This is a genomic window from Candidatus Pelagibacter sp. (assembly GCF_052049995.1).
Classification (GTDB): domain Bacteria; phylum Pseudomonadota; class Alphaproteobacteria; order Pelagibacterales; family Pelagibacteraceae; genus Pelagibacter.
The window spans coordinates 41,435-56,145 of sequence record NZ_JBNGYX010000005.1 but is presented as its reverse complement, the minus strand read 5'-3'; the positions used below and the strand labels follow the sequence as shown (position 1 = coordinate 56,145).

18 protein-coding genes and 2 tRNA genes are annotated in these 14,711 nt (G+C 28.9%); 16 read left to right on the top strand and 4 right to left on the bottom strand.

Translation table 11 applies throughout. From position 1 onward, the window contains the following. Positions 1 to 11 precede the first annotated feature (11 nt). Genes yidC through rpmH form a run of 4 tightly spaced genes read right to left on the bottom strand, consistent with a single transcriptional unit; the run spans position 12 to position 2,428 of the window. A complete protein-coding gene (gene yidC, locus ACTT9Y_RS05120; protein ID WP_440933320.1) occupies positions 12 to 1,691 on the bottom strand; it encodes a membrane protein insertase YidC in 1,680 nt (559 codons plus the stop codon). Then, positions 1,691 to 1,942, bottom strand: a complete 252-nt coding sequence (gene yidD, locus ACTT9Y_RS05115; RefSeq protein WP_440933319.1) for a membrane protein insertion efficiency factor YidD — start codon at positions 1,940 to 1,942, stop codon at positions 1,691 to 1,693. Before yidD ends, yidC begins: the two co-directional genes overlap by 1 nt. Beyond that, a complete protein-coding gene (rnpA, locus tag ACTT9Y_RS05110) occupies positions 1,942 to 2,283 on the bottom strand; it encodes a ribonuclease P protein component (RefSeq protein ID WP_440933318.1) in 342 nt (113 codons plus the stop codon). Before rnpA ends, yidD begins: the two co-directional genes overlap by 1 nt. A gap of 4 nt (positions 2,284 to 2,287) precedes the next feature. Further along, entirely contained in the window at positions 2,288 to 2,428 is a 141-nt protein-coding gene (gene rpmH / locus ACTT9Y_RS05105) for a 50S ribosomal protein L34 (RefSeq protein ID WP_023854404.1), read from the bottom strand. A 96-nt stretch (positions 2,429 to 2,524) separates the two neighbouring features. On the opposite strand from rpmH, the gene ACTT9Y_RS05100 reads away from it, so the two are divergent. The 16 genes from ACTT9Y_RS05100 to ACTT9Y_RS05025 all read left to right on the top strand — a co-directional run bounded on the left by ACTT9Y_RS05100 (position 2,525) and on the right by ACTT9Y_RS05025 (position 14,680). Next, positions 2,525 to 3,247, top strand: a complete 723-nt coding sequence (locus ACTT9Y_RS05100; protein WP_440933317.1) for a TVP38/TMEM64 family protein — start codon at positions 2,525 to 2,527, stop codon at positions 3,245 to 3,247. Positions 3,248 to 3,421: 174 nt separating this feature from the next. Then, the gene (locus ACTT9Y_RS05095; protein ID WP_440933316.1) at positions 3,422 to 3,622 is read left to right on the top strand and encodes a hypothetical protein; all 201 of its coding nucleotides are present in this window, start codon (positions 3,422 to 3,424) and stop codon (positions 3,620 to 3,622) included. Between the two features lie 97 nt (positions 3,623 to 3,719). Next, positions 3,720 to 4,280 (top strand): dCTP deaminase, encoded by a 561-nt coding sequence (dcd, locus tag ACTT9Y_RS05090; RefSeq protein WP_440933315.1) that lies wholly within the window; start codon positions 3,720 to 3,722, stop codon positions 4,278 to 4,280. Positions 4,281 to 4,283: 3 nt separating this feature from the next. Then, positions 4,284 to 5,543: a UDP-N-acetylglucosamine 1-carboxyvinyltransferase gene (gene murA, locus ACTT9Y_RS05085; protein WP_440933314.1), complete on the top strand. Its 1,260-nt coding sequence runs from the start codon at positions 4,284 to 4,286 to the stop codon at positions 5,541 to 5,543. Next, the gene (locus tag ACTT9Y_RS05080) at positions 5,543 to 5,935 is read left to right on the top strand and encodes a DUF2948 family protein (protein ID WP_440933313.1); all 393 of its coding nucleotides are present in this window, start codon (positions 5,543 to 5,545) and stop codon (positions 5,933 to 5,935) included. Before murA ends, ACTT9Y_RS05080 begins: the two co-directional genes overlap by 1 nt. Before the next feature lie 2 nt (positions 5,936 to 5,937). Further along, positions 5,938 to 7,221, top strand: coding sequence for a histidinol dehydrogenase (gene hisD / locus ACTT9Y_RS05075; RefSeq protein WP_440933312.1), 1,284 nt, complete (start codon positions 5,938 to 5,940; stop codon positions 7,219 to 7,221). A 2-nt stretch (positions 7,222 to 7,223) separates the two neighbouring features. Further along, the gene (gene infA / locus ACTT9Y_RS05070) at positions 7,224 to 7,439 is read left to right on the top strand and encodes a translation initiation factor IF-1 (protein WP_440933311.1); all 216 of its coding nucleotides are present in this window, start codon (positions 7,224 to 7,226) and stop codon (positions 7,437 to 7,439) included. A 4-nt stretch (positions 7,440 to 7,443) separates the two neighbouring features. Beyond that, a tRNA-Phe gene (locus tag ACTT9Y_RS05065) sits at positions 7,444 to 7,518 on the top strand. An 80-nt stretch (positions 7,519 to 7,598) separates the two neighbouring features. Further along, complete coding sequence (locus tag ACTT9Y_RS05060) at positions 7,599 to 7,811, top strand: cold-shock protein (protein ID WP_023854396.1); 213 nt, start codon at positions 7,599 to 7,601, stop codon at positions 7,809 to 7,811. 231 nt (positions 7,812 to 8,042) lie between these two features. Then, positions 8,043 to 8,117, top strand: a tRNA-His gene (locus ACTT9Y_RS05055). A gap of 4 nt (positions 8,118 to 8,121) precedes the next feature. Then, on the top strand, positions 8,122 to 9,516 hold the full coding sequence (hisS, locus tag ACTT9Y_RS05050) for a histidine--tRNA ligase (protein ID WP_440933310.1): 1,395 nt from the start codon (positions 8,122 to 8,124) through the stop codon (positions 9,514 to 9,516). Continuing rightward, positions 9,494 to 10,546: an ATP phosphoribosyltransferase regulatory subunit gene (locus tag ACTT9Y_RS05045; RefSeq protein WP_440933309.1), complete on the top strand. Its 1,053-nt coding sequence runs from the start codon at positions 9,494 to 9,496 to the stop codon at positions 10,544 to 10,546. The genes hisS and ACTT9Y_RS05045 overlap by 23 nt, the downstream gene beginning before the upstream one ends. Next, positions 10,546 to 11,238, top strand: coding sequence for an ATP phosphoribosyltransferase (gene hisG / locus ACTT9Y_RS05040; protein ID WP_440933308.1), 693 nt, complete (start codon positions 10,546 to 10,548; stop codon positions 11,236 to 11,238). Before ACTT9Y_RS05045 ends, hisG begins: the two co-directional genes overlap by 1 nt. A 178-nt stretch (positions 11,239 to 11,416) precedes the next feature. After that, the gene (locus ACTT9Y_RS05035; protein ID WP_440933307.1) at positions 11,417 to 12,514 is read left to right on the top strand and encodes a DNA recombination protein RmuC; all 1,098 of its coding nucleotides are present in this window, start codon (positions 11,417 to 11,419) and stop codon (positions 12,512 to 12,514) included. Between the two features lie 36 nt (positions 12,515 to 12,550). Then, entirely contained in the window at positions 12,551 to 13,237 is a 687-nt protein-coding gene (locus tag ACTT9Y_RS05030; RefSeq protein WP_440933306.1) for a hypothetical protein, read from the top strand. Between the two features lie 6 nt (positions 13,238 to 13,243). After that, positions 13,244 to 14,680: an exonuclease domain-containing protein gene (locus tag ACTT9Y_RS05025; RefSeq protein ID WP_440933305.1), complete on the top strand. Its 1,437-nt coding sequence runs from the start codon at positions 13,244 to 13,246 to the stop codon at positions 14,678 to 14,680. The last annotated feature ends 31 nt before the right edge of the window (positions 14,681 to 14,711 follow it).

Here is a 14,711-nt window from a genome sequence, read left to right as displayed (position 1 = left end):
TTATTTTTTAATTAGGTTACAGTTTTAACTGTTGTACGTTTCATTATTACAACCTGCTGAGCCATTGTTAAAATGTTATTAACTGTCCAATAAATTACTAGTCCACTTGGGAATGGTGCAAGAATTACCGTTAAAAATAAAGGGAAGAACATAAATATTTTTGCTTGCATTGGATCTGTTGGAGCGGGATTTAACTTTTGTTGTACCCACATTGATATCCCCATAGCAACTGGCCATGCTCCAATTACAAGGAAAGAAGGTACGTCATAAGGAAACAATCCAAATAAATTAAATATAGAAGTAGGATCCTTAGCACTTAAATCTTGGATCCAACCATAAAAAGGCATATGACGCATTTCTATCGTTACAAATAAAACTTTATACAAAGCAAAAAATACAGGTATTTGAATCAGAATTGGCAAACATCCAGACATTGGATTTACTTTTTCCTTCTTGTAAAGGGCCATCATTGCTTGTTGTAATTTCATCTTGTCATCTTTGTGTACTTCCTTAAGTCTTGTCATCTCAGGTTGAAGAGCTTTCATTTTAGCCATGCTTCTGAATGAAAAATTAGCAAGTGGAAAAAAAGCTACACGAATACAAACGGTCACAGCAATAATTGCTAATCCATAATTACCAAATATTTTAAAGAAATATTCTAAAGCAGTAAACAAAGGACGTGTTAAAAAGTATAAGAATCCCCAATCAATCGTAAGATCAAATTTATCAATTTTTAATGATTCTGCGTACCCATCAATTACATCAACTCTTTTTGCAGCTACTATTACTTGCAATTTTTCTTCTATAGAAGAGTTTCCTGTTAACTCTAATGGTTCTGTTGTAACAAAGTTTATTCTGTACTTGTTTTTGTAATCCATCGTAGTTTTAAATTCTTTTTCTCTTGGTGGAATTAGAGTTGATATGTAATATTTATCTCCAAGACCTAACCATCCTTTTTGAGCAGTTCTTGAGAATTTTTTCTCTTCAATATCGTCATAATCTTCCTCAATTAACTCTTCGTCTAATGTAGCGATAGGACCTTCATGAAGAATGTAAAAATCGGTTAAACCTTCTGGGATTTGATTTCTTATAATTTGTCCATAAGAATAGAAGTCATAGTTTTTATCAGTAGAATTTATAACTCTTTGTTTTATTGTGAATAAAAATTTATCATCTAATGCAATTTCTTTTTCAAAAGTGATGCCTTGATCATTAGTCCAACTTAGTTTTATAGGAGATTGATCAGTTAATTTATTATTTCCAGAAACTGACCAAATTGAATCTGCATTTGGAATATCGATATTTTTATCAGCAGTGATAAAACCACTTTCTATTATATACCCTTCTTTAGAGCTTCGTGGTGCAAGAAATTTTACTTTTTCATCACTTTCCAAACTAACATTATATTCTTTGAAAGTTAGATCGTCTATTGCGGCCCCCTTTAATGAAATAGATCCAACAATACTTTGGTTCTCAAATTGAACTCTTTCACTTTGTTGTAACGCTTCTTCCCGTGAAATTTCAGTTATATTTTCTTTTTGATCAAGACTAGGTGCATCTGAATTCTGTTCAGTCTTGGTTTTCTCAGTTAAATTTTCTTTCGTTACAGGAGGTGGTGCAAAAAATAGCGAATATAATATAATTACAGCAGCTGATAAACTTATGGCAGCAATTATATTTCGCGTTTCCATTATTTATTATCCTTTATTTCTTTTTTAACTGGATCAAACCCTTCACCACCCCCTAAAAATTTTATTGGATGGCAGGATAAAATTCTTTTTATACTCTTTAATAAACCTTTAAAAAAACCGTATTCTTTTAAAGCATCAATGCTGTATTCAGAACATGTTGGTAAATATCTACATGAATGACCCAATAATGGACTAATCAAATATCTATAGGCTTTGATAAATTTAATTATAATTAAAGTAAATATATTCATTATTTTATTTTTGCAAAATCCTGAAAAAGAGTTTCTTTTATAATTTTGTATTCATTATTTAGCATAGAAGACTTGGCTATAACAAGAAATGAATAATCAAAGTTTATCTCTACTTTTTTAACAGCTTCATTCATAATGTTTCTTAATCTTCTTTTAATTTTATTCCTCTTTACTGCACTACCAATTTTTTTTTTTGTCACAAAACTGATATTTAGTCTTTTTTTATCTTTATTTAATAATTTTCCAAAAAAAATACTTACGTATTTATTTGAAATCTTTTTTTGTTTAAGTAAATTTTTAAATTCTTCGTTTTTTGAAAGAGCAAGTATTTTGCTTTTCATTATTTTATACTGAAACAGTTAGTGATTTTCTTCCTCTTGCTCTTCTCCTAGCCAAGAGCTTTTTACCACCTTTAGTTTTCATTTTTGAACGAAAGCCGTGTTTTCGAGCTCTTTTTTTATTTGAGGGTTGATAAGTTCTTTTCATAATTAGATTTGATATAGTTTTTTATAATTTTGGACCTTTATATTAGTAATAATTAAAATAGCAAATAGAAGATTAAGCATTAAAATAAGAAGAATCATGGAAAATACAAAAAAAATTAAATTATTTATTGGCTTATCTTATTTATTAATTGTTTGCTTATTTTTGTATTTCTTTTTTTCAAAATTTAGCTTTGAAGAAATTACATCTTATGATTTTATAAAAAATAATCAGATTTATTTATTGGAACTTAAAGAGTCAAACTTATTCTTAATGTCTATAATTTTTTTAATTTCTACTATTCTTTGGGTTTTTCCTTTCCTAGGATTTGGCACTCCAGTTGGTTTAATTGGAGGTTTTATTTTTGGAAAATGGATAGGAATAATCTTAGTTGTTTTAGGTTTAACAATTGGGTCAACTTTTCTATATATTTTTGGTAATTATTTTTTAAAAGACTTTATTAAGAACACATTTCTTAAAAAATTTCAAAATCTTGAAAGTAAATTCAAAAAATCAGAATTTATATACTTATTATTTTATAGATTTGTAGGTGGAATTCCATGGCAAATCCAATGTCTACTACCGATACTGTTTAATGTTAAAATTAAAAACTATTTTTTTGCTACACTAATTGGAATTGTGCCAGGAATATTTATACCTGTTTCAATTGGGAGTGGATTAGAAAAAATAATAGATCAAAATGAGGTAGTGCCGAGCTTAAAGGATATTATTTTTTCTCCAGAGATATACTTACCACTATTAGCATTTTTTCTATTAGTTTTCCTAACAATCATTTTAAAAAATTTTTTTTTTAAAGATTAGTGGTGCTCCCACCCTGTACTGACCAGGGAACTAGTCATTACCAATGACTTGTTATACCATTTAACTACAGGAGCTTAGAGACAAATTGTATTTTATTGATAATAAAGCATTTTTTTCAAATTATTGCCTTAATTTTTTGATCAATATGATTTATATCTATTTTAGGAAAATGTTATGGGAATTCATTACGATTATAAATCAACCAAAGGCAATAAGCTTATGGAAAAGCAGGCTAAAAGGGAAAAAAAGCTTGCTGAAAAAAAAGCTAAACGTTTAGCTAAAGAAGGCCCAAAAAAAGAAGAAAACAAATCACCAGTATTGGATCCTAACAAACCAATTTCTTTAGATTTCCTGACTAACCCAAATAAAGAATGAGTTCAAAAGAAAAAAATGAGCGTTTAAGCTTAGCGCTTAGAAAAAATTTGAAGAAAAGAAAACTTTTCCAAAAAAAAAATAAAAAGAAGAATAAATAATGTCAATTCAACCTGATTCCTGGATTAAAAAAATGTGCAAAGAGCACAATATGATAGAGCCATTTTTGGATCATCAAGTCTCAGAAGGAAAAATTTCTTACGGATTAAGTAGTATGGGATATGATGTAAGAATCTCCGATGAATATAGAATATTTACTAATGTAAATAGTTCTTTGGTTGATCCAAAGAATTTTTCTGAAGATAACTTTATTGAACGAAAAGGACCACACTGTATTATACCACCAAATTCATTCGTTTTAGCTAAAACAGTAGAATATTTTAGAATACCAAATGATGTTTTATGTATTTGTGTTGGAAAAAGTACTTATGCAAGGACAGGAATTATTTGCAATGTTACTCCAATTGAAAATGAATTTGAAGGTAATATTGTAATTGAGCTAAGTAATACAACACCTAACCCTGCAAAAATTTATTCAAATGAGGGAATTGCACAATTTTTATTTTTCAAATCAGATACTCAGCCAGAAACAACTTATAAATCAAAGAACGGTAAATATCAGGGTCAAACTACAATTCAAGTTGCTAAGATTAAAAAGTAATTTATGGATAAATTTCTGATTAATGGCCCTTGTAAAATCAAGGGTAATGTTTCAATTTCAGGTTCGAAGAATGCATCCCTACCTATATTAGCTGCAACACTTTTATTTGATAAACCTGTAGTTATCAAAAATTTACCAAGAGTAAGAGACATTAATACAATGTTAAATTTATTAAAGTCCCTTGGTTCTAAAATAATTTTATCACGAGATAAAAAAACAGCAAAAATTATAAATAAAAAAAATATGAAAACTTTTGCTAGTTATTCTTTAGTCAAAACAATGCGTGGTTCTATTTTAGTTTTAGGTCCACTAATTTCAAAATACCATAAATCAAAAATTTCTTTACCTGGAGGTTGTTTAATTGGTGCTAGACCAGTTAATTATCATCTAACAGCATTAAAAAAACTTGGTATGAAATATGAACTAAAAGATGGATATATTTTAGCAAAATCAAAAGGAAAACTTAGTGGAACAATTATAAATTTTCCAAAGATAAGTGTTGGGGCAACTGAAAATTCTATAATAGCAGCATGTTTAGCAAAAGGAAAAACAGTTATAAAAAATTGTGCAACGGAACCTGAGATTAAAGACCTTACAAATTTTTTAAATAAAGCTGGAGCGAAAATAAAATGGACAGGAAGAGTTTGTAAAATCATAGGTGTAAATTCTTTAAATGAAACTGAATATTCTGTAATGGCCGATAGAATAGAAGCAGGCACATTTTGTGTAGCTGCAACACTTGCAAAAGGTAATTTACAAATAATTAATTTAAATCCTAAAATTATTGGTACAGAAATAAAATTACTAAAAAAAGTTGGTGCTAAAATTAAGACAAGTGAAAATAAAATTTTAATTAAAGGACCTGAAAAAATAAAATCAATAAAAAGCATCAAAACTAGAGCGTTTCCAGGAATTCCTACAGACCTTCAAGCACAATTGATGGTTTTGATGTGTAAAGCAGTTGGTAAAAGCTCAATAACTGAAAGTATTTTTGAAAATAGATTTATGCATGTTGCAGAATTACAAAGACTAGGAGCAAAAATAAATATTAAAAATAATACTGCTACGATAGAAGGAAATACTAAATTCATTGGTGCTGAATTGATGTCTAGTGATTTAAGAGCTTCTGTTGCTTTGGTTCTTGCAGCTATAGTATCTAATGGTAAATCACGTATTAACAGAATTTATCATTTAGACAGAGGTTATGAAAAAATAGAAAATAAATTAAAAAAAATAGGTGTTAAAATTAAAAGATTAAAATAGTGAATAAATATTTTGCAAAAATAATAGCAAGCGATCAAGAAGGGTTACAAATGATTTCAGCTTGTAGTTCAGGTGCTAAGGTTAAAATTGCTGATATAAAATATCTCGCATCCAATAAGGTTTTTTTATTATCAATTGAAAGAACTAAGGTTGAAAGTGATCAAGAAGATAAAAAAATTAATAGCATTTGCAGGTTTGATTTTGTTGATAAAGTAAGATCAAAGAACATTGATCAATCAAATCAAGAAAAAGTTTTAGAACTAATAGGTATAGATTATTTGAAAAATAATGATGTTTATGAAATAAATCTTATTTTTAATAACAATGCTCATATTGCTTTAACCACAGAAACTATTGAAGCAAGATTAGAGGATCAAAGTGAAATAAAATAGTTATGAAAATATTAAATAGTAAAAGTAAAAATTTTGATAAATTTTTAGACAATTTGCTTTTACAGAGAAAAAAAAAAATTCAATCAGACTCTATCTCTGTAGCAAATATAATCAAAGATGTTAAAAAAAATGGAGATAAAGCATTATTAAAATACGAGAAAAGATATAATCAAAATAACGTAATTATTCCAAGCTTAAAACAAATAAAAAAATCTATAAATTCACTTGATAAAAAAGTAAAGAAAGCAATCGATACGGCTTATAATAGAATTTATAAATTTCATTCACTTCAAAAATTTAAAAATATTTCTTATACAGATAAATTTAAAAATAAACTTGAATATAAATATGTGCCTTTAGAGTCTGTTGCAATTTATGTTCCTGGTTCTACTGCTTCATACCCATCAAGTGTATTGATGAATGCTATTCCAGCAATTGTAGCAGGTGTTAAGAGAATAGTTATGATTAATCCAGGCCATAAAGGAAAACAAAATCCAGCCGTTTTATACGCTGCAAAAAAATGTAGAATAAAAGAAATTTATTCTATCGGGGGCCCTTCTGCTATTGCAGCAGTATCTTATGGGACTAAAAAAATTAAAAAAGTTCATAAAATAGTTGGTCCAGGAAACGCATATGTTGCGGCAGCAAAAAAAGAAGTTTTTGGTGTTGTTGGAATTGAAGGTATGACTGCAGGTCCTTCAGAAGTGACTGTAGTTTGTGATAAATTCTCAAATCCTGAGTGGGTTGCAAGTGATTTAATTGGACAAGCTGAACATGATATTCTTGCACAATGTATTTTGATTTCTAAAGATAAAAATTTGCTAGATAAAGTAAAAATTGAAATTACTAAACAATTAAAAGAAATTCCAAGAGCTTCTGTTGCAAGAAGAAGTTTAGTTAACAATGGAATTCTTATGCATATCTCTTCAGACGCTAAAATAATAAGTGTTGTAAATAAAATTGCACCAGAACATTTAGAATTAAATATTAAAAATTATAAATCGTTAGTTCCAAAAATAAAAAATTCAGGATCAATATGTTTAGGAAAATATGCAGTGATGGCAATGACTGATTATAATGTTGGATCAAACCATGTGTTACCAACAAATGGTTCTGCAAAATACTCAAGCGGTATAAGTGTAAATGAATTTTATAAAAGGATTTCATATATAAACTTATCAAAAAAGGGTATTGAAAGTCTTGGACCATCAGTTATAACACTTGCAAATTACGAAGGGTTGACTGGACACGCTCAATCTGTAGTAAAACGAATTAGGAGAAAATAAATTTGTCAAAACAAGACTTACTGGAATTTAAAGGTACAGTGATAGACCTACTTCCTAACGCTATGTTTAGAGTCAAATTAGAAAATGGACATACCGTTACTGCCCATACAGCTGGTAAGTTAAGAAAAAACAGAATTAGAGTTCTCCAAGGTGATGATGTGACAGTTGAAATGACACCTTACGATCTTACTAAAGGAAGAATTATCTTTAGGGGATAAATAAGGCTGAGTAGCTCAGGAGTAGAGCAGAGCCCTGAAAAGGCTTGTGTCGGAGGTGCGAATCCTTCCTCAGCCACCACCAAAAAGTTTCATCTTGAAATAATCGTAAAAGAAATTAACTTTAAGAGATAATAAATAACAAAAGGACTAAGAAATAAGATGAGTACACTACAAGGAAAAATTAAATGGTATAATGGTAAAAAGGGATATGGCTTCATTGAAAGGGATGATAAAGAGAAAGATGCCTTTGTTCACGCTTCTGCAGTAAAAGCTGCTGGTATGAGATATCTCAATGAAGGTGATAAACTTGAATTCACATTAGAAGATGGTCCCAAAGGTCCTTCTGCAGTTAATTTAAAAAAAATAGACTAATTTAGAAATTATTTAAAAGGGCGTTTTATCTATCAAATATATAAACGTCCTTTTTTTATTTAGACCTTGAATATTAATTTTTTTTGTCTAAAAGACTGCTCATGAATATAAATATTACATACAGAAAGACTTTTAGAAGTACTCACAGAAACTGTTTCCATAGCCAGTAGGCTATTTATTTATATTATAATTTTAAATCCACATAAAATAAGATAAAAACAAAGAGGATATGCCCGGGTGGTGTAATGGTTAGCACGGAAGTTTGTGGAACTTTAAGTTTGAGTTCGACTCTCAGCCCGGGTACCAAAAAATGAATAAAGAAAAAAAATTAATTCCTGGATTACCTTCAGGATTTGAAGATCGTTGGGATAAAAAACTTCTTCTCAAAAAAAAGCTTTTAAAAGCTATTGAGAATAATTTTATTAAATTTGGAGCAGAGGCTTTGGAAACCCCTTCGTTTGAGATAAGTGAAAATATAGGATCTTTTTTGGCAGAAGATGATGCTAATCCTATGTCTGATGTATTCTCATTTCAGGATGGAGAAAAAAGCATTACTCTTAGATATGACCTTTCAAGCCCACTAGCTAGATTTGTTGCTCAAAATAATCAGAGGCTTCCATCAATCTTTAAAAGGTATGCTGTTCAAAATGTATTTAGAAATGAGAAGGCTGGCAATGGAAGGTACAGAGAATTCATGCAGGCAGATTTTGATATCGTGGGAAATGTTAATCCTGCTCAAGCAAATGCAGAGCTTTGTAATTTAATATCAAGTACTTTGTTAGATTGTGGTCTAAAAAAAGATCAATTTACAATCAACATTAGTAATAGAAAAATAGTTCAAGGATTAATTGACAATTTAAAAATATCAGAAGAAAAGCAAGCAAAAGTAATTAGGGCAATTGATAAATTAGACAAACCAGGTTTTGGTTTAAAAGGTGTTGAAGATCTACTTAAAAAAGAGAGAAAAGATATAAGTGGTGCAATAACTAAGGGTGCAGATTTAAACGATGAACAAGCATCCGAAATACTTAATTTTCTTAAAATTAAAGATTTAAAAGAATTAAAAGAAACATTAAAAAATCCATTGTCTCAGGAAGGTATAAAGGAATTAGAACAAGTATTTGAAGTATTGGGTTACAGTTCAAATTTAAATCAGGTCAAAACAAATTTTACAATTGTTAGGGGATTAGCTTATTATTCAGATTTCATTGTTGAAACAAATCTAAATTTTAAAGTTACAAATAATAAAGGTAAAGAGGTAGATATAGGTAGTATTTGTTCTGGTGGATCCTATGCAAAATTAATCTCAAGATTTAAAGGTGTAGATATTCCAGGTACTGGAATTAGTTTTGGAGTGGATCGATTGTTGTTTGCTTTGATGCAATTAGATCAAATAAAAGTAGATAGTCAAAAACCAGTTTTAGTTTGTGTAATGGATGAAAAATATCTTAAAAATTACTATGAAATTTTAGATCTATTAAGAAATAATAATATCAATTCTGAAATTTTTTTAGATACAAAGAAAAATTTAGGTAAGCAACTAACCTTAGCAAATAAACGTGAGTTAGATGTTGCAATCATATGTGGTGAAAATGAATTTAATGAAAATACAGTCACTATAAAAAATCTTAAAGGTGCCAAGGGTGAAAACAATAAAACATTTCCAAAAGAAAATTTAATCAATGAAGTCAAAAAACTTATCTGAAAATATCCTTAGATCAGTAAAATCTAAGGGTTTTAAATATATTGATTTACCTTCAGTAATTGAGGCTAATCATATCGTCCAAAGATCAGGAGAAAATTTTAGAAAATTCATCTTCTCTTTTACTGATCAAAATGGAAGCGAGTTATGTCTAAGACCAGATTTGACGATTGCATCTTGTTTAAGATATTTAGAAAATAATTTAAAGGGTAAGGAAAAAATTTTTTACAGTGGTCAAGCTTATCGAAAATCACAAAACAAAAAAGACTCAATAATCAGAAATCAAATCGGATTTGAAATTTTAGGATCTAAGGATGAGAAAAATGATGATAAAGAAATTATAAATACATCTCTTAAATCACTTCAAAATATCAAATATTTTTCAGGAACACTCACTATTGGAAATGTTGAAATATTTAATTTGTTAATATCAAAATTGGATATTCCAAAAAGATGGAAGCTACGATTATCCAGACACTTCTGGAGAGAAGAATATTTTAATGATTTATTAAAAAGATTAGAAACTAATTCAGATGTTGATCCAACAATTGTAGAAATAGATAAAAAGCGATACCTGAAAATGCTTAAAGAGGATCTATCAAATGTTGTTGCAGGACGAACAATTAACGAAATATTAAAAAGATTTGATCAGAAAATAAAAGATCCTAGAAGAGCTAGTAGAGGAAAAAATGTTTCAAAAATAATTAAAGATTTCTTAAAAATTAAATGTCCAATAAATAAAGCAGCCACAGAGTTAAATAAATTTTTTAAAAAAAACAGAATAAATTTAGCTGTAGATCAAAAATATTTTCCAATCTCTAATAACAAGGTTTCAAAATTAAATGTAGTATTTTCAGCATCCTTTGGAAGGCAATTAGAATATTACACTGGAATGGTTTTTAAAATCGATATTAAATCAAAAAACTCATTAAAAAATATTATTAATGGTGGTCGTTATGATGGTCTAATTTCAGACTTAGGATCAAAAAAACAAACTCCAGCAGTAGGTGCTGCTTTAAACTTAAATTACTAATGACAAAGAATATTTTTAATATTGGAATTCCAAGCAAAGGCAGACTTAGAAAAGATGTTTTAAATATTTTTAAAAAAAATAAATTAAACCTCATTTCTGAAAGAGGAGAAAGAGATCTTTTAGGATCCATAAAACAATTTAAAAATATTAAGATTTTATATCTTCATGCAAGAGAGATCATCGAAAGACTTGGAGACGGATCTTTGGACATAGGTTTTTCTGGCTTTGATTTATTAAAGGAAAGTGAAATTAACACTCAAAAGAAAATTAATGTTTTAAAAAGTTATGACTTTGGTAAGGCTACATTAGTAGTCGCAATTCCTGATCCATGGATAGATGTACAAACAGTTGCAGATTTAGAAGAAATTGCATTTGAATTTAAAGATAAGAAAAAGAAAAGATTAAGAGTAGCAACAAAATATCCAAACTTAACAAGGGAATTTTTGTTTTCAAAGGGCGTTACCCAATTCAAATTAATTGATAGTTTGGGTGCAACTGAAGCTTATCCTTTTACAGGCTCATCGGAAATAATTACAGATATCACTTCTACTGGAGAAACGTTAAAAGCAAATAATTTACGAATTTTAAAGGATGGGGAAATATTAAGATCAGAGGCCTGCATGATGATTTCTAAGTCATCCAATAATAAAATGGGTCTTAAAAAAATAGTAAAATTACTTTCTAAAAATTAAGTCTTTCCAATAAATTAGTATAATTTTGATTATATCTAGATTTCTAATAATTGCATAAAGTGCAATAATAACACAAATAATAAAGAATATTTTTAACACCAAAATTAGTTCCATAAAGTATTTTTAAATATTTAAATACATTAATCAAATATTTACGATAAAATAAAAAATTAGAATCATGGATAATATATTGTTAATTTTACTAGTTTTGTTATTAGGCGGCGTTTTAGCTATTCTTTATCTAAGTTTAAAAACTAAGCCAAAAGATGAAAATGAAAACAAAGAAGCTGAGGAAATAGCTAATTTAAAATCAGAAATATCAAGTTTAAAAGATACCTTAAATACTTCAATCAATAGTTCACTTGGTGCAATGTCGACTTCATTTAATAATCTATCAACTGGAGTTACTAAAGATATGACTGAAACTTTAACTAAGGTAGAGGAAAAGGTTGGTAATTTTAATCAACAAGTTCAACTATTAAATCAAAGCCAAGAGGGGATAACTAAAATTTTAGCTGGAGTTAAGAAATATGGAACTCTTGCAGAATTTAGCTTAGATGCTCTAATTAAAGATTTGCTACCAGCATCTCAATTCATGACAAATGTTAAAATGAAAGAGGACACTAGTGAAAATGTTGAATTTGCAATAAAGCTTCAAGGAGATGTTTTAGTTCCTGTTGATAGTCATTTTCCAGTAGAAAAATTCAAAGCAATTACTGATGGTCATGACGCGGAAGACAAAAGGGCTGTAGCAGATGCTAGAGCAAAATTAGCCTCAGCGTTTAAAGCAAAAGCTAAAAGTGTTAATGAAAAATATATTGTTCCACCAAAAACTACTGATTTTGCAATCGTATATGCTCCTACAGAAAGTTTATACAAAGAGTTAACTGAATACCAAGATCCAAGTACAAAAGAATTATTAACTCAAGAGTTAATGAAAAAATATAAAGTTGTAATATGTGGACCTAATACTCTTTCTGCTTACTTACAGTCTTTACATATGGGATTTCAATCATTAAAGGTACAAAAAGGTGCAACGGAAATTTATAATCATTTAAAAACAATTAGTACAAGATTTTCTAAACATTTTGACAACATTATAGTTCTTAGAAAAAAATTAGAAGATGCTATGGGAGTTGTTGATAAATTTGGAACGGATGCAAGATCAATTTCAAGAACCTTAGAAAATATTAAAGATCCCGAGCAGGTTGAGAAAGCTGTACAAACTGAAAACGTGGAAAAATTTGTTGAACGAAATAGGCAGCTTAAAAATTAATTTTTTTTTTCCTTAATAACGTCTATAAGAAATCTCATGCAGTGGAATCAAAAATATGATTATCCAAAATCATCAAGAGCAATAGTTGATGGCATTAGAAGATACTTATTAGGCGAAACAAAATTACCAAGTGTCACTTCAATTTTAGATGCAACTCGATCTGAAGAAGATAAAGCAGCATTAGCAAATTGGAGAGAAAGAACTGGGCAAAAAGAGGCTGAGGCAATTACAAAAGCAGCAAGTAGTAGAGGTTCTCAAATGCACAATTATTTAGAGTCCTATTTACTTGGAAGAGAAAATTTAAGTTTTTTTGAAGATAACGAACAATACAAATTAATGGCTAAAGAAATTATTGAAAAAGGTTTAAAAAATAGATTGGATGAAATTTGGGGTGTTGAATGTACTCTTTATTACCCAGAGAAGTATGCAGGAACTGCTGATTGTGTTGGAGTTTATGAAGGAAAAGAGACAATAATAGATTTTAAACAAAGTAATAAACCTAAAAAGGCTGAATATATAGACTCATGGCTTCTTCAAACAAGTGCATATTCATTAGCACATAACATTGTGTATAACTCCAATATCACTTCTTGTGTAATTTTGGTTTGCACAGTAGATAAATTATTCCAAGAGTTTAAAATTCAAGGGCATGATTTAATTGTTTATCAAAATTTGTTTTTGGGAAGATTAAAAAAATTTAATGAGCTATCGGATTTGACTTAGGATTTTATGGATAAAATAGTAATTTACGATACAGAAACAACAAATAGTACAATTTGGGGCTCAATAATTGAAGTAGGTGCTGTAGTTGTTGATAAAAACTTAAAAGAAATTGGTAAGTTAAATATTCGTGGCAGAATGCCCGAGGGTGAGGTTCCAAGTGCAAAGGCCTTATTAGTTAATTCAACAAGTATTGATTTACTTACTAAAGGCAATTATTCGCATTACGATTTTTTAGGCGCAGTAGAAAATTTTTTCTCTAAAGCTGGTCCTGCATTGTTTATGGGTTGGAGTAACTTAAATTTTGATAGACGAATGTTTCATTTTAATTTTTTTAAAGGGAATAGATATCCTTACATTACACATTCATCACCCAATAAAGAACATGACGGTTTACACGTTGCAAGAGTAGCACAAACCTTGAATCCTGAAACATTAAAGACTGAATTAACAGAAGCTGGAAATGAAAGTCTAGCTTTAGAAGGTTTAGCTAGACAACAAGGATTTGATACATCTCAACAACACACTGCGTATCATGATGCATTCACAAGCTTAAAAATTCTAAGAATTATAAAAGACAAACATAAAAATAATTGGGAAAATTTCTTAAGTACATCTACAAAAAATAGCGTCGAAACTATCTTAAAAAGTGAGGGGATTTATTCAATTTTCGAAAATGTTAAGGGAAAAAATATGATGTATCTTGTGTCTACATTACATCCAGATCATTGTTTTCATCCATCATATGCATCTTGGGGATATTTATTTGATTTAAGAAGAGATCCTGAACCTTTATTAAATTTATCAATAAATGATCTTAAAGTTTATTTAAAAAAGTTTAGTCCAAAAGCACTTAGAGTAATCAAAACCAACAAAGCTCCTGTAGTTTTAGATAAAAAGTTTGCATTAAAACAGAAGGCATATGCTGACTTAGATTTAGAAACAATCCAGAAAAGAGCAAAAATGGTTAGAAATAGTGAAAATTTTTGTAAAAATATTCAAATCATCAATAGAGAGGCCGCTGAAGAAAAAGCTCAAACTCAAACCCAGGAAGATCTGTTACCTGAAGAAACTTTATATGAAAAATTTGTTCCCAATAAAGACACCCAATTATTTAAAACTTGGCATAGTTCTTCTTGGGAAGATAAATTAAGAATGTTGGATAAGTTTCAAGATAAAAGGTGTAGTTGGTTTGGGCAAAAAATTATTTATCAAGAAGCACCGCATATTTTGCCACCAGATTTATATAAAAATATAAAAAGTGAAATCGCCAGAAGAATTTTAAGTAAAAATAGAGAAAAATGGCAAACTATAGGAATGGCCTACCAAGAAATTGACGCCTTAAGAGATCAAGCATCAAATCGAGATGATGAAGAGGAACTAAAAAAATTAGATGAAATAAATGAATTTATTATGTCTATAGAAAAAAAATATGAAATTGCCTAGTTGACTTTAAGGCTCTAATTAATAGAAAGGA